Source organism: Gordonia sp. ABKF26 (assembly GCF_041103195.1).
Taxonomy (GTDB): domain Bacteria; phylum Actinomycetota; class Actinomycetes; order Mycobacteriales; family Mycobacteriaceae; genus Gordonia; species Gordonia terrae.
The window spans coordinates 2717848-2739944 of the sequence record NZ_JBGCVZ010000003.1; the positions used below are offsets into that span (position 1 = coordinate 2717848).

Annotated in this window: 17 protein-coding genes; all 17 read left to right on the top strand. The window is 68.6% G+C overall.

The features are described from left to right. Positions 1-16 precede the first annotated feature (16 nt). Positions 17-760 carry a bifunctional 1-(5-phosphoribosyl)-5-((5-phosphoribosylamino)methylideneamino)imidazole-4-carboxamide isomerase/phosphoribosylanthranilate isomerase PriA gene (gene priA, locus AB4Z55_RS12695; protein ID WP_239400970.1) on the top strand — a complete coding sequence of 248 codons (744 nt, stop codon included), beginning with the start codon at positions 17-19 and terminating at the stop codon, positions 758-760. Next, on the top strand, positions 760-1656 hold the full coding sequence (locus tag AB4Z55_RS12700; RefSeq protein WP_369519839.1) for an inositol monophosphatase: 897 nt from the start codon (positions 760-762) through the stop codon (positions 1654-1656). Before priA ends, AB4Z55_RS12700 begins: the two co-directional genes overlap by 1 nt. Then, the gene (hisF, locus tag AB4Z55_RS12705) at positions 1653-2426 is read left to right on the top strand and encodes an imidazole glycerol phosphate synthase subunit HisF (RefSeq protein ID WP_369519840.1); all 774 of its coding nucleotides are present in this window, start codon (positions 1653-1655) and stop codon (positions 2424-2426) included. Before AB4Z55_RS12700 ends, hisF begins: the two co-directional genes overlap by 4 nt. A gap of 40 nt (positions 2427-2466) precedes the next feature. Next, entirely contained in the window at positions 2467-2868 is a 402-nt protein-coding gene (gene hisI, locus AB4Z55_RS12710) for a phosphoribosyl-AMP cyclohydrolase (protein WP_369519841.1), read from the top strand. A gap of 76 nt (positions 2869-2944) precedes the next feature. Further along, a complete protein-coding gene (locus AB4Z55_RS12715; RefSeq protein WP_004021167.1) occupies positions 2945-3124 on the top strand; it encodes a tautomerase family protein in 180 nt (59 codons plus the stop codon). After that, positions 3121-4695 (top strand): anthranilate synthase component I, encoded by a 1575-nt coding sequence (locus tag AB4Z55_RS12720; protein WP_101819506.1) that lies wholly within the window; start codon positions 3121-3123, stop codon positions 4693-4695. The genes AB4Z55_RS12715 and AB4Z55_RS12720 overlap by 4 nt, the downstream gene beginning before the upstream one ends. Further along, positions 4692-5495 carry a TIGR02234 family membrane protein gene (locus tag AB4Z55_RS12725; RefSeq protein ID WP_369519842.1) on the top strand — a complete coding sequence of 268 codons (804 nt, stop codon included), beginning with the start codon at positions 4692-4694 and terminating at the stop codon, positions 5493-5495. Before AB4Z55_RS12720 ends, AB4Z55_RS12725 begins: the two co-directional genes overlap by 4 nt. Positions 5496-5659: 164 nt before the next feature. After that, complete coding sequence (gene trpC, locus AB4Z55_RS12730) at positions 5660-6478, top strand: indole-3-glycerol phosphate synthase TrpC (protein WP_004019826.1); 819 nt, start codon at positions 5660-5662, stop codon at positions 6476-6478. A gap of 61 nt (positions 6479-6539) precedes the next feature. Further along, complete coding sequence (gene trpB, locus AB4Z55_RS12735; protein WP_369519843.1) at positions 6540-7886, top strand: tryptophan synthase subunit beta; 1347 nt, start codon at positions 6540-6542, stop codon at positions 7884-7886. Then, on the top strand, positions 7883-8692 hold the full coding sequence (gene trpA, locus AB4Z55_RS12740) for a tryptophan synthase subunit alpha (protein ID WP_239400962.1): 810 nt from the start codon (positions 7883-7885) through the stop codon (positions 8690-8692). Before trpB ends, trpA begins: the two co-directional genes overlap by 4 nt. Positions 8693-8771: 79 nt before the next feature. After that, positions 8772-10397, top strand: coding sequence for a prolipoprotein diacylglyceryl transferase (lgt, locus tag AB4Z55_RS12745; protein ID WP_369519844.1), 1626 nt, complete (start codon positions 8772-8774; stop codon positions 10395-10397). 294 nt (positions 10398-10691) lie between these two features. Further along, complete coding sequence (gene gltB / locus AB4Z55_RS12750) at positions 10692-15263, top strand: glutamate synthase large subunit (protein WP_369519845.1); 4572 nt, start codon at positions 10692-10694, stop codon at positions 15261-15263. Continuing rightward, entirely contained in the window at positions 15256-16761 is a 1506-nt protein-coding gene (locus AB4Z55_RS12755) for a glutamate synthase subunit beta (RefSeq protein ID WP_101819511.1), read from the top strand. The genes gltB and AB4Z55_RS12755 overlap by 8 nt, the downstream gene beginning before the upstream one ends. 169 nt (positions 16762-16930) lie before the next feature. After that, complete coding sequence (pyk, locus tag AB4Z55_RS12760) at positions 16931-18355, top strand: pyruvate kinase (protein ID WP_064571845.1); 1425 nt, start codon at positions 16931-16933, stop codon at positions 18353-18355. A 76-nt stretch (positions 18356-18431) separates the two neighbouring features. After that, positions 18432-19310: an acyl-CoA thioesterase gene (locus AB4Z55_RS12765; protein ID WP_369519846.1), complete on the top strand. Its 879-nt coding sequence runs from the start codon at positions 18432-18434 to the stop codon at positions 19308-19310. Positions 19311-19334: 24 nt separating this feature from the next. Further along, positions 19335-19841 carry a hypothetical protein gene (locus tag AB4Z55_RS12770; protein WP_004019834.1) on the top strand — a complete coding sequence of 169 codons (507 nt, stop codon included), beginning with the start codon at positions 19335-19337 and terminating at the stop codon, positions 19839-19841. A gap of 220 nt (positions 19842-20061) precedes the next feature. Then, positions 20062-22047 carry an ABC transporter ATP-binding protein/permease gene (locus AB4Z55_RS12775; protein WP_239400956.1) on the top strand — a complete coding sequence of 662 codons (1986 nt, stop codon included), beginning with the start codon at positions 20062-20064 and terminating at the stop codon, positions 22045-22047. The last annotated feature ends 50 nt before the right edge of the window (positions 22048-22097 follow it).

The following is a 22097-nucleotide window of genomic DNA, read 5'->3' on the forward strand; positions in this document are numbered from 1 at the left end:
CAGGACAGATTCACCCATGGGTAGCACCCTCGAACTCCTTCCCGCCGTCGACGTCGCCGACGGGCAGGCGGTCCGCCTCGTCCAGGGCGCGGCCGGCACCGAGACCTCCTACGGCTCGCCGCGCGATGCCGCGCTGGCGTGGCAGCGGGACGGCGCGGAGTGGATCCACCTCGTCGACCTCGACGCGGCCTTCGGCCGAGGCGACAACCGCGACCTGCTGGCCGGCGTCGTCGGCGAACTCGACGTGAAGGTCGAGTTGTCCGGCGGAATACGCGACGACGATTCGCTGGCGGCCGCCCTCGCGACCGGCTGCACCCGCGTGAACCTCGGCACCGCCGCGCTGGAGAACCCGGAATGGTGTGCCCGCGCGATCGCCGAACACGGCGACCGCATCGCGGTCGGTCTCGACGTGATCCGTGACGGTGACTCCTACCGCCTTCGCGGTCGTGGCTGGGTGACCGACGGCGGCGATCTGTGGGAGGTCCTCGAGCGGCTCAACCGCGACGGATGCGCCCGCTACGTGGTCACCGACGTGTCGAAGGACGGCACCCTGCAGGGTCCGAACCTCGACCTGCTCGCCGAGGTCGCGGCGGCCACCGACGCCCCGATCGTGGCCTCGGGCGGAGTCTCGGCCATCGAGGATCTGGTCGCGATCGCCGGCCTCACCGGACAGGGTGTCGAGGGCGCCATCGTCGGCAAGGCGCTCTACGCGGGCCGCTTCACGTTGCCGGAGGCGCTGACCGCGGTCGCCGGGGTCTGATGAGCTCTTCCGACACCTCTCTCGACCTGCCCCGGTTGCTCGACACCGCCGGGTCGATCCTCGACGCCGCGGTCGACCGATTCGTCGACGGGCAGGGTGCACCGAGCGCGATCAACAAGGGCGGCACCGACTTCGCCACGCAGATCGACCTGGACCTCGAACGGCACATCGGGGCCGAGCTCGCCGATCGCACGCAGATCCCGGTCCACGGTGAGGAGTTCGGCGGTGCCGACGTCGTCGACGGGCCGGTGTGGGTGCTCGACCCGATCGACGGCACGTTCAACTACTCGGCGGGGCTGCCGCTCACCGGAATCCTGCTCGGCCTCGTGGTCGACGGTGAGGCCACCCTCGGGATGACCTGGCTCCCGCTCGTGGGGCGCCGGTATGCCGCACACGTCGACGGCCCGCTGCTCATCGACGGCGAGCCCGCTCCGCCGGCCCCCGACCCCGTCCTCGCCGAGGCGGCCATCGCCTTCGGACCCTTCGATGCCCGCGGTGGCGGCAGGTACCCCGGCTCGCGCCGCGCCGACCTCCTGCGCGAACTGAGTACGCGTGCCGCCCGGATCCGCATGACCGGGTCGACGGGTGTCGACATGGCCTTCACCGCAGCCGGCGTGTTCGGCGGGGCGATCGCCTTCGGCCGGCACCCCTGGGACAACGCCGCGGGCGCGGCACTGGTCCGTGCCGCAGGCGGCGTGGCGACCGACATCGCCGGCCGGCCGTGGACGGTGGCCTCGCCGTCCCTGGTCGCGGGCACACCGACCGTGCACGCCGAGCTGATGGGTGTCATCGCCGAGACGGTCCCGGAATGGGCCCCAGACTCCATCACCCCAGACTCCATCACCCCAGAATCCATCACCCCAGAATCCACCACCCCGAAGGAGACCCGACGATGACGCTGGCGACCCGGGTCATCCCGTGCCTCGACGTCGACGACGGCCGTGTGGTCAAGGGCGTCAACTTCGCCAACCTGCGCGACGCAGGCGACCCGGTCGAACTGGCCGAGCGCTACGACCGCGAGGGCGCGGACGAACTGACCTTCCTCGACGTCACCGCGTCGAGCTCGGGACGGTCGACGATGATCGACGTCGTCAAGCGCACCGCCGATCAGGTCTTCATCCCGCTCACCGTCGGCGGCGGCATCCGGACCGTCGACGACGTCGACACCATGCTGCGCGCCGGGGCCGACAAGGTCAGCGTCAACACCGCGGCCATCGCCCGGCCCGACGTGCTCGCCGAGATGAGCCGTCGTTTCGGCTCGCAGTGCATCGTGTTGTCGGTGGATGCGCGGACCGTGCCGACGGGGTCGGAGCCCACGCCGTCGGGCTGGGAGGTCACGACCCACGGCGGCCGCAAGGGCACCGGAATCGACGCCGTCGAATGGGCACGCCGCGGCCAAGATCTCGGCGTGGGGGAGATCCTGCTGAACTCGATGGACGCCGACGGCACCAAGCAGGGCTTCGATCTCCGCATGCTGACGGCCGTGCGCGCCGCGGTGTCGGTACCGGTCATCGCCAGCGGCGGCGCCGGCCGCATCGAGGACTTCGCACCGGCCGTGGAGGCGGGCGCCGACGCCGTTCTCGCGGCCTCGGTCTTCCACTTCGGTGAACTCACCGTGGCCGAGGTGAAGACGGCCATGCGCGACGCCGGGATCACCGTCCGATGAGGAGTCCCTCGTGCTCCCGGACTGACCAGGAAGGACGCTGATGGCCCTCGATCCCGATCTCGCCGCACGCCTGAAACGAAACTCCGACGGCCTGTTCACCGCGGTGGCCCAGGAACGCAGCACCGGGACGGTGCTGATGGTCGCCTGGATGGACGACGTCGCGCTCGAGCGCACGCTGGCCACGCGGAAGGGCACCTACTACTCGCGGTCGCGCCAGGAGTACTGGGTCAAGGGGGAGACCAGCGGGCACACGCAGTACGTGCACGACGCCCGGATCGACTGCGACGGGGACACCGTGCTGCTGGTGGTCGACCAGGTCGGCGCGGCCTGCCACACCGGCAATCACAGTTGCTTCGACACCGAGTCGCTGACGTTCGGGATCGACGCGGGACCCGATTCCGGGGCCGACGCCGGGCCGGACTCGCCGGACCCAGCAGAATAGAGCCCCAGACACGAGTCCCGGGACAGACCGCCCGGGAACTCGTCACAACTCGAGACCTTCGAAAGGCGGTGCGTCCATGCCCCTCATCCAGATCTCGCAGACGCCGGGACTGTCCGATCGCGTGAAACGCGAGACGATCGCCGCGGTCACCGAGGCCTACGCCAAGGCGACCGGCAAGAACCCCGATTCGGTCTGGGTGACGATCACGGAGGTTCCGCGTAATCAGTGGGGCGTCGGCGGCGAGCCGCTCGGATGACGTCCGGTACCGGCGCAGCGGCCGCCACGACGACTCTCGCGGAGTTCCTCGATCTCGCGCGCGATCACCGCGTGGTGCCGGTGACGCGCAAGGTCCTCGCCGACTCCGAGACGCCGCTGTCGGCGTACCGGAAGCTCGCGGGTGACCGTCCGGGGACCTTCCTGCTGGAATCCGCCGAGAACGGGCGATCCTGGTCCCGGTGGTCGTTCATCGGCGCCGGTGCGCCGTCGGCCCTGACCGTCGTCGACGGGCAGGCGCACTGGTGGGGGTCGGTGCCGGTCGGCGCACCCGAGGGCGGTGACGCGCTCGAGGTGCTGGCGGAGTCGCTGCGCGTCCTGCAGACCGACCCGCTGCCCGGGATGCCGCCGCTGACCGGAGGATTCGTCGGCTTCATGGCCTACGACATGGTCCGCAGGCTGGAACGTCTGCCCGAGACCACGGTCGACGACCTCGGCCTCCCCGATATGATGATGGTCCTGGCCACCGACCTCGCCGCGGTCGACCATCACGAGGGCACGATCACGCTCATCGCGAACGCGGTGAACTGGGACGGCTCCGACGACCGGGTGGAGCACGCCTACGCCGACGCCCTCGCCCGGCTCGATCGGATGACCGAGGCGCTCGCCGCACCAGCGCCGTCGACGGTGTCGACCTTCGACCGCCCGCGGCCCGAGTTCACCGCGCAACGCTCTCTCGCGGAGTACAGCGAGATCGTCACCGATCTGGTCGGTGAGATCGAGGCGGGCGAGGCCTTCCAGGTCGTGCCGTCGATGCGCTTCGAGATGGACTCCGACGCCGACCCCCTCGACGTGTACCGGGTACTGCGCGCCTCGAACCCGAGTCCGTACATGTATCTGCTGCGGATGCCCGGCACCGAGGAGCACAGCGACACCGGCTCGCCCGACGCGATCGCGCGCAAGCCGTTCACCATCGTCGGCAGCAGCCCCGAGGCACTCGTCACCGTGGCCGACGGGGTCGCGACCACACATCCGATCGCGGGTACACGCTGGCGCGGCGCGACCGAGGAAGAAGACCAGCTGCTCGGCAAGGGGCTGATCGAGGACGAGAAGGAGAACGCCGAACACCTGATGCTGGTCGACCTCGGCCGCAACGACCTCGGCCGCGTGTGCGTGCCCGGCACGGTCAAGGTCAGCGACTACCGGCACATCGAGCGCTACAGCCACGTCATGCATCTCGTCTCGACCGTGTCGGGGACCCTCCGCGACGACAAGCACGCCCTCGACGCCGTGACGGCCTGTTTCCCGGCCGGAACGCTCACCGGGGCCCCGAAGGTGCGGGCGATGGAACTCATCGACGAACACGAGATGACCCGCCGGGGTCTGTACGGCGGGATCGTGGGCTATATCGACTTCGCCGGCAACGCCGACACCGCCATCGCGATCCGCACCGCGCTGCTCGCACGCGGCAAGGCGTTCGTGCAGGCCGGCGGCGGCGTGGTCGCCGACAGTGAGCCCGAGTACGAATACAACGAGGCGCGTAACAAGGCGACCGCGGTGCTCAACGCCGTCGCCGCCGCCTCGACGATGCGACGGGTGGGTGAGACCTCATGACCTCTGCCGAACCAGGAACCGGGCCCGACGCCGAGACGACGCGCCGCAGGTCCGTCCGCCGCCTGCAGGTCATCGCGGCGCTGCTGATGGCGGCCGCCGCGGCCGCCTTCTGGGGGGCGAGCCGGATGACCTGGGCCACCGTCTCGGCCGAGGACGGGTTGTCCCCGCAGCGCGCGTTCGAGGTCAACGGCGGGGACTGGAGTCCCTGGCTCACCCCGCTGGCACTGGTCTACCTGGCGGGCATCCTCGCGGCGCTGTCGGTGCGCGGGTGGGCCCTTCGAGTCGTCGCGATCCTGGTCGCGGTGGGCGGCGTCCTGGCCGCCTTCCCGGCGATCTCGCTAATCACCGGCGGCGCCGACTCGGACTATGCGGCGGACGCGGGCAGCATTCCCGATCGCTACGTGGTGCTCTACGTCGACACCAACACCCTGGCGGCCCTCCTCGTCCTCGCCGGCACCCTCTGTGCCGTCGGCGCGGCCGTGGCCCTGATGCGTGTCGCGAAGGGCGCCACCCGATCGTCGAAGTACACCACCCCGGCCGCGCGGCGCGAGGAGATCGAGACCGAGATCTTCGCCGACTACGAGCGTCGCAAGGCCACCGAGGCACACTCCGGGACGACGCCGACCGGGACGGCCGGAACCGGAGCCGCCGGGTCCGGGAAACCGGGGTCCGGGGACGACGCCGACCCGGCGGAACCGACGACGGATCCGACTCCGCCGGGCGCCAACGAACGCATGATGTGGGACGCGCTCGACACCGGAATCGATCCGACCGACCCCACCGATCCCGACCGTCGCTGACCCGTGCCCGGAGACCGGGTGCGCGAGATCACTCCTCCGACACCGGGGCCGGCGGAGTACCCACCGGCGGGGCGAGGTCACAGATCGGCCAACCCGGCCGCACCCGGCCCGGACCGCCCGTCTACCCTGAGATCACACGTCGAGAGAGAAGGGAGCAAGTCGCTGTGAGCGTGCCCAACGTTCTCGAATCGATCATCGAGGGAGTGAAAGCCGACGTCGCGGCTCGTGAGGCCGTGGTCGACTTCGCGTCGGTCAAGGCGGCCTCGGCCAAGGCTCCCGCACCCAAGGATGCGCTGGCGGCGCTGCGCCAGCCCGGTATCGGCGTCATCGCCGAGGTCAAGCGCGCGAGCCCGTCGAAGGGCGAGCTCGCCAGCATCGGCGACCCAGCCGAACTCGCCCGCGCATACGAAGAGGGTGGTGCACGCATCATCAGCGTGCTCACCGAGGAGCGCCGGTTCCGCGGTTCGCTCGCCGACCTCGACGCTGTTCGCGCGGCCGTGGACATCCCGGTCCTGCGCAAGGACTTCATCGTCGGCACCTATCAGATCCACGAGGCCCGCGCCCACGGAGCCGATGTCATCCTGCTGATCGTCGCCGCCCTCGAGCAGAACGTGCTCGCCTCGCTCCTCGACCGCACCGAGAGCCTGGGTATGACCGCACTCGTCGAGGTGCACACCGAGGAAGAGGCCAGCCGTGCTCTCGAAGCCGGGGCCTCGGTCGTCGGCGTCAATGCCCGCAATCTCAAGACCCTGCAGGTCGAGCGCGACACGTTCTCGCGCATCGCGCCCGGTCTGCCGACCGAGACCATCCGCATCGCCGAGTCGGGTGTGCGCGGCACCGCCGATCTGCTGGCGTACGCCGGTGCCGGGGCGGATGCGGTACTCGTCGGTGAAGGTCTCGTCACGAGTGGTGACCCGCGTGCCGCGGTCCGTGAGCTCGTCACCGCGGGCACTCACCCCTCGTGCCCGAAACCTGTTCGCTGACAATGCGTCCGGGCCGAAGTCGGTCCGCGTGATCTGTCGGCCCGATCGTCTGTGAGTTGAAGTGACCGCTCATCCTGATTCCGCCCGTACCGATGCCGCCGGGGCCGCGCCGCTGCCCACCGCGAGCGTGGGACTGACGACCCGGACGTCCATCGAACCCGACGAGCACGGGCACTTCGGCGTGTACGGCGGTCGCCATGTCCCCGAGGCGTTGATGGCCGTCATCGACGAGGTCACCACCACGTTCCAGAAGGTCCGTGCCGACGACGATTTCCTCGCCGAACTCGACCGTTTGCAGCGCGATTACGCCGGACGTCCGTCTCCGCTGTACGAGGCGCAGCGGTTGTCCGAGTTCGCGGGCGGGGCGCGCATCTTCCTCAAGCGCGAGGACCTGAACCACACCGGTTCACACAAGATCAACAACGTTCTCGGACAAGCACTCCTGGCCCAGCGGATGGGCAAACACCGCATCATCGCCGAGACCGGTGCGGGCCAGCACGGGGTCGCCACCGCCACCGCGTGCGCGCTCCTCGGCCTCGAGTGCGTGATCTACATGGGCCGGGTCGACACGGACCGGCAGGCGCTCAACGTCGCCCGCATGCGTCTCCTCGGCGCCGAGGTGATCGCCGTCGACAACGGCTCGGCGACCCTGAAGGACGCGATCAACGAGGCCATGCGTGACTGGGTCACCAACGCGCACAACACGTATTACTGCTTCGGCACCGCAGCCGGGCCGCACCCGTTCCCGGTCATGGTGCGCGATCTGCAGCGCATCGTCGGGCTCGAGGCCCGTGTTCAGATCCTGGAGAAGGCCGGACGCCTGCCCGACGCGGTGACCGCTTGTGTCGGTGGCGGTTCCAACGCGATCGGCATCTTCCATCCGTTCATCGACGACGAGAGTGTCCGGCTCGTCGGTTTCGAGGCGGCCGGCGACGGCGTCGAGACCGGCCGTCACGCTGCGACATTCACCGGCGGAACTCCCGGCGCTTTCCAGGGCGCCTACTCGTATCTGTTGCAGGACGAGGACGGACAGACCATCGAATCCCATTCGATCTCGGCGGGTCTGGACTATCCGGGCGTCGGTCCGGAGCACGCCTACCTCAAGGACACCGGACGCGCGGAGTACCGGCCGATCACCGACACCGAGGCGATGGACGCGCTCGCGCTGCTCAGCCGCCGCGAGGGCATCATCCCCGCGGTGGAATCGGCCCATGCGGTCGCCGGCGCACTGAAACTCGGGCAGGAGCTGGGGGAGGGCGCGATCATCGTCGTCAGCCTCTCCGGCCGCGGCGACAAGGACGTGGACACCGCCGCACGCTGGTTCGGATTGTTCGACGCCCCGCCGTCGCAGGACGAGGCCACCCTGTCGGAGTCGTCGGACGTCCAGAAACCCGGAGAGCAGGCATGAGCACCCAGTCGATCCCGTCGAAGCTCGGCCCCGTGTTCGACCGATGCCGCGAGGAGGGTCGCAGTGCGCTGATCGGCTATCTCCCCGTCGGTTTCCCGACGGTCGAGGAGTCGCTGACCTCGTTCCGGACCATGGTCGACGCCGGTTGCGACATCATCGAGGTCGGGGTGCCCTACTCCGACCCGGTGATGGACGGCCCGACCATCCAGGATGCCGCCGACCAGGCGCTGACCAACGGCGTGCGCGTCCGCGACGTGTTCACCGCGGTCGAGGCCATCACCTCCGCCGGTGGCAACGCAGTGGTGATGAGCTACTGGAACCCGGTCCTCAAGTACGGCGTCGAGAACTTCGCCCGCGATCTGGCAGCGGCCGGCGGCGCGGGGCTGATCACCCCGAACCTGATCCCCGAAGAGGGTGCGCAGTGGCACGAGGCCGCCGATCGGCACGGTCTCGATCGCATCTATCTGGTCGCGCCGTCGTCGACGACCGAGCGCATCGCCCTCACCGTCGACGCATCTCGCGGTTTCGTCTACGCGGCGTCCACGATGGGCGTGACCGGCGCGCGGGATGCGGTGTCGGACATGGCCCCCGAGCTGTGTGGCCGGGTTCGCGAGTACTCCGACATCCCGATCGGTGTCGGACTCGGCGTGCGCAACCGTGAGCAGGCGGCGCAGATCGCTTCCTACGCCGACGGTGTGATCGTCGGGTCGGCGTTGGTGACCGCGGCGAACGCCGGCCAGGACCGGCTGGCCTCCCTGGTCGCCGAACTGGCCGAGGGCGTCCGCTCGCGTCGCGCGACGGTCTGATCCGAGCTCTCGCTCCTGATCGGCCCGGCGGGTGCGGTCGACGAGGGGAGCGGTGCGGCCGGTCGGTTAGGGTGGCAGCGTGATCGCGCCGACCTCGACGATGCTGGCCTACCTCCCCAGTCCGCCCCAGGGCGTGTGGGACATCGGCCCCTTTCCGCTCCGCGCGTATGCGCTCTGCATCATCGTCGGCATCATCGTCGCGGTCTGGTGGGGCAACCGCCGGTGGATGGCGCGCGGTGGCCAGGACGGCGAGGTTCTCGACGTCGCGATCTGGGCCGTGCCGTTCGGTCTCGTCGGTGGCCGGCTCTATCACCTCATCACCGACTGGAAGACGTATTTCGGCGCCGACGCCCTCAAGGAACCGATCGACGCCCTGAAGATCTGGGACGGCGGTCTCGGTATCTGGGGTGCGGTCGCGCTCGGTGCGGTCGGTGCGTGGATCGGCGCTCGTCGCCGCGGAATCCGCCTGCCCGCCTTCGGCGACGCCATCGCACCGCCGATCCTGTTGGCGCAGGCCATCGGTCGAGTCGGCAACTACTTCAACCAGGAGCTCTACGGTCGCGAGACCACCCTGCCGTGGGGTCTCGAGATCTACGAACGTCAGAACGCCGCCGGGTACTCCGACCCCGGGCTGATCGACGGCGTCTCCAACGGGGTCGTGGTCGCCGTCGTCCACCCGACCTTCCTCTACGAGCTGCTGTGGAACGTTCTCATCGTCGTCCTCCTCGTGGTCGTCGACCGGTACTTCCGCATCGGACACGGCCGGCTGTTCGCGCTGTACGTCGCGGGCTACTGCCTCGGCCGGTTCTTCGTGGAACTGCTCCGCGACGACCGAGCCGCTGTCGCCAACGACATCGCGGGCATCCGGCCGAACCTGTTCACCGCGGCGCTGGTGTTCCTCGCCGCCGTCATCTACTTCGTGGTCGCGCCCAAGGGACGCGAACAGGGACTGGAGATGTACCACGACGACCGTGCCGCCGAACTCGCGGAGCAGGGCGTGGCCGGGTACGTCGACGACTGGTACGACGAGGACGCCGAACCGGAGACCACGCCGGCCGTCGTTGCCGGCGGGGCCGCAGCGAGTGCGTCGGGGTCGTCGCTGTTCGAGGCCGACGGTCCGGACCGATCCGCCGGAACCCCGGTGGCCGACGACGAGGTCGTCGCGGGCGGCACCGCCGACGACAGCGATGACACGGTGTCCGCTGAAGCCGCGTCCGATGCGGCAGGGCCGGACGCGACCGAGTCGGAGCCCGAGGAATCCGCACCGGCTGCGGACACCGCGGAGCCGGAGTCCGAGGTGTCGGACGCAGCGGAGCCGGAGACCGAGGTGTCGGAGGCAGCGGCCTCGCCGGATACCGCGGTGGACGAATCGGATACCGATGGATCCGACGCTGCCGAGGCCACCACCCCCGACGATGCCGCCACCGACAACGCCGACGCACCCGACAACACCGCCACCGACGACGACGCCACCGACGCCGCCGTGGCCGACGACCCGTCAAGCGATGACGAGCCGGCAAGCGACGATGACCCGGCCGGCGATGACGACCCGGTCGGCGATGACGAGCCGGCCGCGGAGCCCGGCATCGTCGACGAGGCCGGCGCCGACTCGGCGACGAACGCGCCGGACAAGACGGATTCCGTCGACCCGGTGGACACCCCGAACGACGCGGATCCCGGCACCTCCGGCGGGGCCAGGTCCTGAACCCTCGACCCTGCCACGGTCCGATCCGGGGACCTCGTGGCCGTGGTCGCCTTCGTCACAGGTCTCGGCCGACGACTCTTCCCGGGGTGTTCGGCTAGGATCGGAATCTCACGGTGCGCGATCCCTCCGCCCGGTACCGACCGTCCCAGAGCACGCGATCAGCTCAACGGTTCTGACTCAGCCCGGTACCGATCTCGGCACGGTCACTCGTCCACCGCGCAATGCTCCACGGGCCAGTGCTGTCCCAATGGACACTCAGCAGCGAACCGGTCGCCGGTTCGAGTGGAGGTAGTGATGCTGTTTTCTGCGCTCCCGGTCAAGCAGGGTCTGTACGACCCGGAGACCGAGATCGACTCCTGCGGCGTGGCCATGGTCACCGACATCCACGGCCGCCGTTCGCATTCGATCGTGGCCGATGGTCTGCTCGCCCTGGAGAACCTCGAGCACCGCGGTGCGGCCGGCGCGGAGACCAACAGCGGCGACGGCGCGGGGATCCTGATCCAGCTGCCCGACGAGTTGCTGCGTGACACCGTCGACTTCGACCTTCCGGACGCCGCCGCGGACGGCTCGAACAGCTACGCCGCGGGCACGTGTTTCCTGCCGATGGACCCCGACCTCCGCCGGGCCGCGATCGATCGGGTCGAGACCCTCGCCGCCGACGAGGGCATCACCGTCCTGGGCTGGCGTGATCTCCCCGTGGACCACGAACACGCCGACGTCGGCGGGACCGCCGTCGCATGCATGCCGTACATGATGCAGCTGTTCGTCACCGTCGACCCGGCCCCCGGTGCCGAACGGATCGCCGGGCTGGCCCTCGATCGATACATCTACCCGTTCCGCAAGCAGGCCGAACGGGTGACCGCGGACATCGAGGAGGCGGGTACCGGCCTGTACTTCCCGTCGCTGTCGAGTCGCACGATGGTCTACAAGGGCATGCTCACCACGATGCAGCTGCCGCTGTATTACGAGGATCTGCGAGATGACCGCTGCCTCAGCGCGATCGCCATCGTCCACTCGCGTTTCTCCACCAACACCTTCCCGTCGTGGCCGCTCGCGCATCCCTTCCGGTTCGTGGCGCACAACGGCGAGATCAACACCGTGCGCGGCAACCGGAATCGGATGCGGGCCCGCGAGGCCCTCCTCGAGACCGACCTGATCCCGGGAGATCTCAAGCGCGCGTTCCCGATCTGCACCCCCGAGGCCTCCGACTCGGCATCGTTGGACGAGGTCCTGGAACTGCTGCACCTCGGTGGCCGCGACGTCCACCACGCGGTGATGATGATGGTTCCCGAAGCGTGGGAGAACGTGCCGGACATGGACCCCCGTCGTCGGGCGTTCCTGCAGTTCAACGCATCGCTGATGGAGGCGTGGGACGGACCGGCGTGCGTCACCTTCACCGACGGCACGGTCGTCGGCGCGGTGCTCGACCGCAACGGCCTGCGCCCCGGCCGGTGGTGGCAGACACGCGACGGCCGCGTCATCCTCGCGTCCGAATCCGGTGTCCTGGACGTCCCGGTGGACGAGGTGATCAGCAAGGGCCGCCTCGAACCCGGTCGCATGTTCCTCGTCGACACCGCACAGGGTCGGATCATCCCCGATGAGGAGCTCAAGAGTGAGCTGATGAACGCCGAGGCCTACGACGAGTGGTTGCACGCCGGGCTCCTCGACATCGCGACGCTGCCCGATCGGCCCGTCTTCCAGCCCAACCACGACACCGTCGTCCGCCGTCAGATCTCCTTCGGCTACACCGAGGAAGACCTGCGCGTGCTCCTGACCCCGATGGCGGCGTCGGGTTACGAACCGCTCGGGTCGATGGGCACCGACACCCCGGTCGCGGTCCTGTCGCAGCGGTCCCGGCTGCTCTACGACTACTTCGTCGAGCTGTTCGCCCAGGTCACCAACCCGCCGCTGGATGCGATCCGCGAGGAGATCGTCACGTCGATGAGTCGCGTGATGGGTCCGGAGCAGAACCTGCTCCGGCCGACCGCGGCGTCGTGCCGCCAGATCATGGTGCACTGGCCGGTGCTGGACAACGCCGAACTGGCCAAGCTCGTGCACATCGACGACGACGGCGACAATCCCGGTCTGTCGGCGAAGGTGCTCCGTGCACTGTACGAGGTGTCCGAAGGAGGCGCGGGTCTCGCGGCGGCCCTCGAGGATCTGCGCCGGCGGGCCAGTCAGGCGATCGCCGAGGGACACACGACCCTGGTGATCTCGGATCGGCTGACCGACTCCGAGCACGCCCCCATCCCGTCGCTGCTGGCCACCTCGGCCGTGCACCACCACCTGGTGCGTACCAAGGAGCGCACCAGGGTCGCGCTGGTGGTGGAGTCGGGCGACGCCCGCGAGGTCCACCACATCGCCACCCTCATCGGGTTCGGTGCGGCCGCGGTCAACCCCTACCTCGCGCTGGAGACGATCGAGGACCTGATCGCCGAGGGCGAGCTGACCGGCGTGACACGCGCCAAGGCGATCGGCAACTATCTCGAGGCGCTCGGCAAGGGAGTGCTGAAGGTGATGAGCAAGATGGGCATCTCGACCATCAGCTCCTACACCGCCGCACAGGCTTTCGAGGCCGTGGGATTGTCGTCGGAGGTGGTGCGGGAGTACTTCACCCGGACGGTCTCGCGCATCGAGGGCGTCGGACTCGACGAACTGGCCGAGGAGGTGCGTATCCGCCACCACCGGGCCTTCCCGGAGAATCCCACCGAGCAGGTCTACCGTCGGCTGGAGGTCGGCGGCGAATACCAGTACCGCCGTGAGGGCGAGCTCCACCTCTTCTCGCCCGAGACCATCTTCCTGCTGCAGCACGCCACCAAGACCGGCCGGGCCGAGATCTTCCGGAAGTACTCCGACGAGGTCGATCGGCTTTCGCGCGAGGGTGGCACCCTCCGCGGACTGTTCGAGTTCGATCTCGATGCGCGCGAACCGATCCCGCTCGACGAGGTGGAACCGGTCGAGGAGATCATGAAGCGCTTCAACACCGGCGCGATGAGCTACGGGTCGATTTCCGCGGAGGCGCACGAGACCATCGCGATGGCGATGAACAGGATCGGCGGCCGCTCGAACTCGGGGGAGGGCGGCGAGGACGTGGATCGTCTCTACGATCCCGAACGACGCAGTGCGGTCAAACAGGTCGCATCCGGCCGGTTCGGCGTGACGAGTGACTATCTGATCAACGCCACCGACATCCAGATCAAGATGGCGCAGGGAGCCAAACCCGGTGAAGGCGGACAACTCCCGGCCTACAAGGTGTATCCGTGGATCGCCAAGACCCGGCACTCGACGCCGGGTGTGGCGTTGATCTCGCCACCGCCGCACCACGACATCTACTCGATCGAGGATCTCGCACAACTGATCCACGACCTGAAGAACGCGAACTCGCAGGCGCGCATCCACGTGAAGCTCGTCAGCGCGGTCGGTGTGGGGACGGTCGCGACCGGGGTGTCGAAGGCGCACGCCGATGTGGTCCTGATCTCCGGGCACGACGGCGGGACCGGCGCATCGCCCCTCACCTCCCTGAAGCACGCCGGTACGCCGTGGGAGATCGGCCTCGCCGACGCCCAGCAGACGTTGATGCTCAACGGCCTGCGCGACCGCATCACGGTGCAGTGCGACGGTGCGCTGCGCACCGGCCGCGACGTCATCACCGCGGCCCTGCTCGGAGCCGAGGAGTACGGCTTCTCCACCGCGCCCCTGATCGTCGCGGGGTGCATCATGATGCGTGTGTGCCACCTGGACACGTGCCCCGTCGGCGTCGCGACACAGAATCCGCAGCTCCGGTCGCGGTTCACCGGACAGGTGGACCACCTGGTGAACTTTTTCCGGTTCATCGCCGAAGACGTCCGGGAGTACCTGGCGCGGTTGGGCTATCGCACTCTCGACGATGCGATCGGGCAGTCACAGCGACTGCATACCGACACCGCGGTGGCGCATTGGAAGTCCGCGGGCCTCGACTTGAGCCCGATCTTCCGCAAGGTGGCGGACAAGGGTCCGAGCCGTCGGGTGCGGGGCCAGGAACACGGCCTCGACCGTGCGCTCGACCAGACCCTGATCCAGCTCGCCGAGGGCGCACTCGAGGACGCGCACCCGGTGACCCTGGAACTACCGGTGCGCAACGTGAACCGGACGGTCGGCACGCTTCTCGGTTCGGAGGTCACGCGTCGGTACGGGGCCGACGGCCTCGCCGATGACACGATCACGGTTCGGCTCCAGGGCTCGGCCGGACAGTCGCTGGGTGCATTCCTGCCGCCCGGCGTCACGATCCGGTTGACCGGTGACACCAACGACTACGTCGGGAAGGGGCTGTGCGGCGGCAAGATCATCGTCGCCCCGAACCCCGATGCGCTGTTCGTCGCCGAAGACCAGGTCATCGCCGGCAACACGATCCTCTACGGTGCGACATCGGGTGAGGTGTACCTCAGAGGCCGTGTGGGTGAACGGTTCTCGGTACGCAACTCCGGTGCGACGGCCGTCGTCGAAGGGGTGGGCGATCACGCCTGCGAGTACATGACCGGCGGCCGGGTGGTGGTCCTCGGGCCGACCGGACGGAACCTCGCGGCGGGCATGTCCGGTGGTATCGCGTTCGTGCACGATCTCGATCAGGCGAAGGTGAACATGGCCATGGTCGAACTCCTGCGTCCCGACCCGGAGGACCTGGCCTGGCTCAAGCGCACCGTCGCGACGCACACCGAACTGACCGGTTCCGCGATCGGCGCGTCGATCCTGGCCGACTGGCCCCGACGCTGCCTCGCGTTCACCAAGGTGATGCCCACCGATTACAAGCGTGTCCTCGACGCGGCCCGGATGGCCGAAGCCGAAGGACGCGACGTCGATTCAGCGATCATGGAGGCGGCACGTGGCTGATCCGCGCGGATTCCTGGAAGTCCCGAAGAAAGAAGCGAAGTACCGGCCCGTCGCCGAACGGGTCCACGACTGGGACGACGTCTACGAGCACGCCGACAACCCGATCAAGGTTCTCGAGGAGGTCAGCGGGCAGGCCCGCCGCTGTATGGACTGCGGTATCCCGTTCTGCCACTCCGGAACCGCCGGGTGCCCGCTCGGCAACCTCATCCCGGAGTGGAATGACCTGGTCCGTCGCGGCCGGTGGGATGCGGCGAGCAGCAGGCTCCACGCGACCAACAACTTCCCGGAGTTCACCGGGATGGTGTGCCCCGCGCCGTGCGAGGCCGCATGCGTGCTGTCGATCTCCGAACCGGCCACCGGCGGCAGCGTGACCATCAAGCGCATCGAGAAGACGATCGCCTACGAATCGTGGGCCGAGGGCATCATCGGGCCCGAGCGTCCCGAGTCCACCACCGGCAAGTCGGTGGGGGTCGTCGGGTCCGGCCCGGCGGGACTCGCTGCGGCACAACAGCTCACCCGGGCCGGCCACGATGTCACCGTCTACGAGCGCGACGACCGTCTCGGTGGGTTGCTGCGGTACGGCATCCCGGAGTACAAGCTGCAGAAGTCCGACATCGACCGGCGCATCGCCCAGATGCGCGCGGAGGGAACGACGTTCGTGACCAACTGCGACGTGGGGACGGACCTGTCGGTCGCCGACCTGCGCGCGACCCACGACGCGGTGGTCCTGGCCATCGGTGCGATGGAGGCGCGCGACAACCCGGTGCCGGGTCGGGAACTGAACGGCATCCACCTCGCCATGGAGCATCTCGTGCCCGCCAACAAGGAGTGCGAGGGCGACGGCCCGGCGGCCATCACCGCGGCGGGCAAGCACGTCGTGATCATCGGCGGCGGCGACACCGGAGCCGACTGTCTGGGTACGGCGCACCGCCAGGGTGCGGCCTCGGTCGTGCAACTCGATTACAACCCAGAACTGCCCGGGGAGCGCGACGACGAACGGTCGCCGTGGCCGACCTGGCCGCTCATCATGCGGACCTCCAGCGCGCACGACGAGGGCGGAGATCGGTTGCACCAGGTCGCGGTGCAACGGTTCGAGGGTGACGACGCAGGCAACGTCACGACCATGGTGCTCGCCGAGGTGGAGGTGATCCGGGACGCCGACGGTCGCCGGGAGATCACGCCGGTGAGTGAGGAATTCGAGATCCCTTGTGAGCTGGCGTTGTTCGCGATCGGCTTCGCCGGCGTGCGCGGCGGCCCGCTGCTGACCGGACTGGAGATCGAACCGAACCGGCGCGGCGTCATCTCGTGCGGGAGTGACTGGCAGACCGACGCACCGGGCGTCTTCGTCTGCGGTGACGCCCACCGCGGCGCCTCGCTGGTGGTGTGGGCGATCGCGGAGGGCCGGTCGACCGCGCGTGCGGTGGACGAGTTCCTCGTCGGCGAATCGGATCTGCCCTCACCGGTCCGGCCGGCATCCCTGCCGCTGTCCGTCCGCTGATCGCCCTGGCGCCCCGCGGTCTCCGCCGAACACGCGCGGCCGCAACAAGTTAAGTAAATTTCATACTCGGCGGTAGCGGCCCGCCACCAGCGGTAACAGTTGGTGGCGGGCCGATGACGAGTCGACGGCGACATGGAGATGCACCCTCGAGGAGGACTAAGGTGTTCTTGTGACACGCCGAACCAAGATCGTTTGCACCCTGGGCCCGGCCACCGCGAGCGACGAGCGTCTGAAAGAGCTCGTCGAAAGCGGCATGGACGTGGCCCGGATGAATTTCAGCCACGGTACGCATGAGGACCATGCGGCCGTCTATGCGCGCGTCCGCAAGGCGTCGGACACGACCGAGAAGGCCGTCGGCGTCCTGGCCGATCTCCAGGGACCCAAGATCCGGCTCGGCCGTTTCGACGGCTGCGACGGCTCGACCGTCTGGGAGACCGGCGAACAGGTGCGCATCACCGTCGAGGACGTGGTGGGCGACCATGATCGGGTCTCGACCACCTACAAGCAGCTCGCCGAGGACGCGAGCCCCGGAGATCGGCTGCTCGTCGACGACGGCAAGGTCGGTCTCGCGGTGTCCGCGGTCGAGGGCAACGATGTCGTGTGCACCGTGACCGAGGGTGGACCGGTCAGCAACAACAAGGGACTCTCGCTTCCCGGGATGAGTGTCTCGGTGCCCGCGATGTCGGAGAAGGACATCGCCGATCTCGAATTCGCGCTGGGGCTCGGCGTGGACATGGTCGCGCTGTCCTTCGTGCGCAGTCCGTCCGACATCGAACTGGTCCACGAGGTGATGGATCGCGTGGGCCGCCGGGTCCCGGTCATCGCGAAACTCGAGAAGCCCGAGGCCATCGAGAACCTCGAGGCGATCGTCCTCGCCTTCGACGCGATCATGGTCGCCCGTGGCGACCTGGGCGTCGAGCTGCCGCTCGAGCAGGTACCACTGGTGCAGAAGCGGGCCATCCAGATGGCTCGCGAGAACGCCAAGCCGGTCATCGTCGCAACGCAGATGCTCGACTCGATGATCGAGAACTCGCGTCCGACCCGCGCCGAGGCATCCGACGTGGCCAACGCGGTCCTCGACGGCGCCGACGCGGTCATGCTGTCGGGGGAGACGTCGGTGGGCAAGTACCCGCTGGAAACGGTCCGCACCATGGACCGCATCTGCCGCGCGGTCGAGTCCGGCCCCCGCGACGTTCCGCCGCTGTCCCATGTGCCGCGCACCAAGCGCGGCGTCATCTCCTACGCGGCGCGCGACATCGGCGAGCGCCTCGAGGTCAAGGCGCTGGTGGCGTTCACCCAGTCCGGTGACACAGTGCGTCGGCTGGCACGTCTGCACTCGCGTCTGCCGTTGCTGGCATTCACCCCCACGCAGGCGGTACGCAGTCAGCTCGCGCTGAGCTGGGGCACCGAGACGTTCATCGTCGACCACGTCGACACGACCGATCACATGATCGACCAGGTCGACCATCAGTTGCTCCGGATCGGCCGCCTCAGCGAGGGCGATGTCGTGGTGATCGTCGCCGGCGCACCGCCCGGGACGGTCGGTTCGACCAACCTCATCCACGTGCACCGGATCGGCGAGCAGGACCACTGAGGTCGTCCGCTCCGGCTCGGGGCGGTGCACGACGCCGTCGCGGCCGAGTTCGAGACACACCATTAGGGTGTGAGGCATGACCGTGGAACAGGCTGGCGATCTCGGCAAACTGCTCGCGTTGCTCGACGTCGAACGTCAGGGCGACGACCTGTTCATCGGGCACCATCCCGAACAGGTCACCGCCAGGACGTTCGGCGGGCAGTTGCTCGGACAGGGGGTTGTCGCGGCGGCGCGCAGCCTGAGCCGCGGCAACCCGCCCATCCACGCCCTGCACGCGCACTTCATCCGCGGCGGTGACGTCACCAAACCGATGGAGTATCACGTCGATCGGTTCCGCGACGGGAGGTCGTTCGCCAATCGCCAGGTGACGGCGAAGCAGGACGGCGAAGAGATCTTCACGATGCTGGTCGCGTTCCAGGACAACACGTCCGGGCTCGAACACGCGGTGGAGATCCCGAACGTGCCGTATCCGGAGGAATTGCCCACTCTCGGTGAGCATTTCAAGGGTTACGAAGACCGCATCGCCACCTTTGTGAATGCGTTGCACCCCATCGACATCCGCTTCGCCAACGATCCGAGCTGGAAGGCGAAGGACGCGGGGGAGAAGCTGACCGACAACCGGGTGTGGATGAAGGCCGACGGCACGATGCCCGACGACTCCGTGATGCACGTCGCCGCAATGTGTTACGCCTCGGACACCACGGTGCTCGACTCGATCATCACCACTCACGGCCTCTCCTGGGGCATGGATCGGTTGTTCGCCGCGACCGTCAATCACTCGATGTGGTTCCACCGCGAGTTCCGGTTCGACGACTGGCTGCTCTACGCGACCCGGTCGCCGGTCGCCACCGGGTCACGCGGAATGGGCTCGGGTCGATTCTGGATGCGCGACGGCACTCTCGCGACATCGGTCGTGCAGGAGGCGCTCATCAAGTACTTCCCGCCCAAGAAGTGACCCTGCAGGTCTGAGGGGGAGCTGATGGACCAGGGGAGAACCACCGCCGAACCGCCACACCGAGCCGCCCACGAGATGTGGCTCGACCCCGGTCCGGCGCTGCCGCGGCGGACGTGGCAGCGGCGCACGCGGGTTCCGGTCATCGTCACGACCTCGATCGCGATGATCGTCTTCGCGGTCATCGTGGGAGTCGCAGTCATCGCCGGCCTCCTGACGACGCCGGTGTTCACGGCCAAGGGCGGGGTGGTCGCGGACTGTTCGACCGAGGTCGCCGCGGTGCCGGGTGGGGGCACGCTGGCCCGCGGCGCGCCGGTCCTCCTCTACGACGCCGCCGGCGGCCAGGTGGCCACGACCACGCTGTCGGTGTTCCTCCGGGCCGACGACGGTTGCCGGCTCACCTTCGAGGTGAGCGGTGTCGAGTACACCGACGCCGGTTATGTGGTGACCGTCGGGGACGCCGACGATCGTTTCTCGGAATCGATCTCGACCGCCGCCCTCCAGCAGGGCGCGGTCCTCCGGCCACTCGGCTGAGACACCGGATCGCGGACGAAACCCGACAATCCGCGCGTCCGCCGACACCGCTCCGCGAGACGCCCGTGCGGTTGTCCGGACACCGGGTGAACGGCGGGTTAAACTGCGCCGGATCATCATCGGAGTTCCCGAACCCGTTGCGGCGGCCGGAACCTCGATGACACCGATCGGCGATGGTGAACCGGGATGCCCGTCGTGGCGTCCGTAGCGAGGAGAGTGCGTGGAGTACAGCATCGACTGGGGCAACGAGGTGTGGGCCAGTCTGAAATGGTTGGCCATCGCGTTCGCGATCTCCGCCGTGGCGGTCCTCGTGATCGGATATCTGCTCTCCCGGTTCAGCCGGTGGGGTGCGCCCCTGTGGCGGGTGATCGGCGGGTTCTTCACCGGCCGGGCGACCCGGTTGAAGGCGTGGGGGCTCGTCGTCGCGCTCACGCTCTTGTCGCTGCTGGGGGTGCGCCTCAGCGTGCTGTTCAGCTACTGGAGCAACGATCTGTACACGTCCCTGCAGACCGCGGCGGAGGGGATCGCCGCGGGCGGGCCGCAGGGTGCCGAGATGCTCCGGATCGGCGAGGATGCGTTCTGGCATTCGATGGCGATCTTCGGCATCCTCGCCGCGGTCCACGTCGTCCGCACGATGGTCGAGATCTACGTGGGCGCGGCGTTCGACATCCGCCTGCGCTACTGGCTGACCGAGGGCGCCACCGCCGACTGGATGGCCGGCCGCGCCTTCTACCGCAACCGTTTCGTGGACCTCAGCGCAGGGTTGTTGCGGCGCAGACGTTTCGGACGCGGCAAAGCCGAACCGCGGCGCCGGGCCGCCGACATCCACCCCGGCGTCGACAACCCCGATCAACGTATCGAGGCGGACATCACGAATCTGGCATCCGTCGGCTCGTCGCTGTTCTGGGGCGGTGGTGGTGTGTCGACCAACGGTGTGCTGCCCGCGTGCGCCTCGATCGTGTCGTTCTCGATCGTCCTGTGGGACCTGTCCGGTCCGGTCACCCTGCTCGGTGTCGAGATCCCGCGGATGATGATGTGGCTGGTGCTGGTCTACGTCCTCGTCGCCAGCGTTGTCGCGTTCGCCATCGGACGTCCGCTGATCCGCCTGAACTTCTGGCGCGAGCGCCTCACCGCGAACTTCCGCTACGCCCTGGTCCGCATCCGTGACGGTGCCGAGAACGTCGCCTTCTACAGCGGCGAGCGCGTCGAACACAACAATCTGATGACCAGATTCCGTGCGGTCGTCAAGAACTTCTGGCAGATCATCCATGTGCAGTTGGCCTTCGTCGGCTGGAACTTCAGCGCGTCGCAACTGGCAGCGGTGTTCCCCTATCTGGTCCAGGCGCCTCGCTTCTTCGACGGTCAGATCAAACTCGGCGACATGACGCAGACCGCATCCGCTTTCGGAGAGATGCACGATGCCCTCTCGTTCTTCCGGAACGCCTACGACGACTTCACGGCGCTGCGTGCATCGATCATCCGTCTCGACGGTCTCGCCGACGCCGATTCGCGCTCGCGTGACCTGCCCGAGGTGACGACCGTGGATCGGGAACGCGCCGTTGCGCTGTCGGACATCGACATCAAGACCCCGAGCGGCGACGAACTCATCAGCGCGCTCAGCCTCTCGCTGGCCCCCGGCGCAGCCCTCGTCGTCAAGGGACGGTCGGGGTCGGGCAAGACCACGTTGCTTCGCGGCCTGGCCGGATTGTGGCCGTTCATCGATGGCGAGTTCGCCCGCCCGCCAGGCGAACACACTCTGTTCCTGTCGCAGATGCCCTACATCCCGCTGGGGGACCTGCGGACCGCGGTCGCCTACCCGGCGCTACCCGACGACGTCGGGGACGAGGCCATCAAGGCGGCGCTGGAGAAGGTGTTCCTCCCGCACCTCGTCGGCCGGCTCCACGACGAGGAGGACTGGGTCAAGGTGCTCTCGCCGGGCGAGCAGCAGCGCGTCGCGTTCGCTCGTATCCTGCTCACCCGTCCGCAGGCCGTGTTCATGGACGAGGCGACCTCGGCGGTCGACGAGGGTCTGGAGTTCTCGCTGTACTCGCTGATCCGCACGGAGTTGCCGGAGACGATCCTGGTCTCGGTCAGTCACCGGAGCACGACCGATCAGCATCACACCGACCTGCTCGAACTGACCGGCGGCGGAGGCTGGAACCTGGAGTCGCTGACAGACGGTCCTTCGCTCGACAAACAGTCCTGATCTGGGTTTTTTGCCAACCGGTTACCGTTCGGCGGAACCGGTCGTGACAC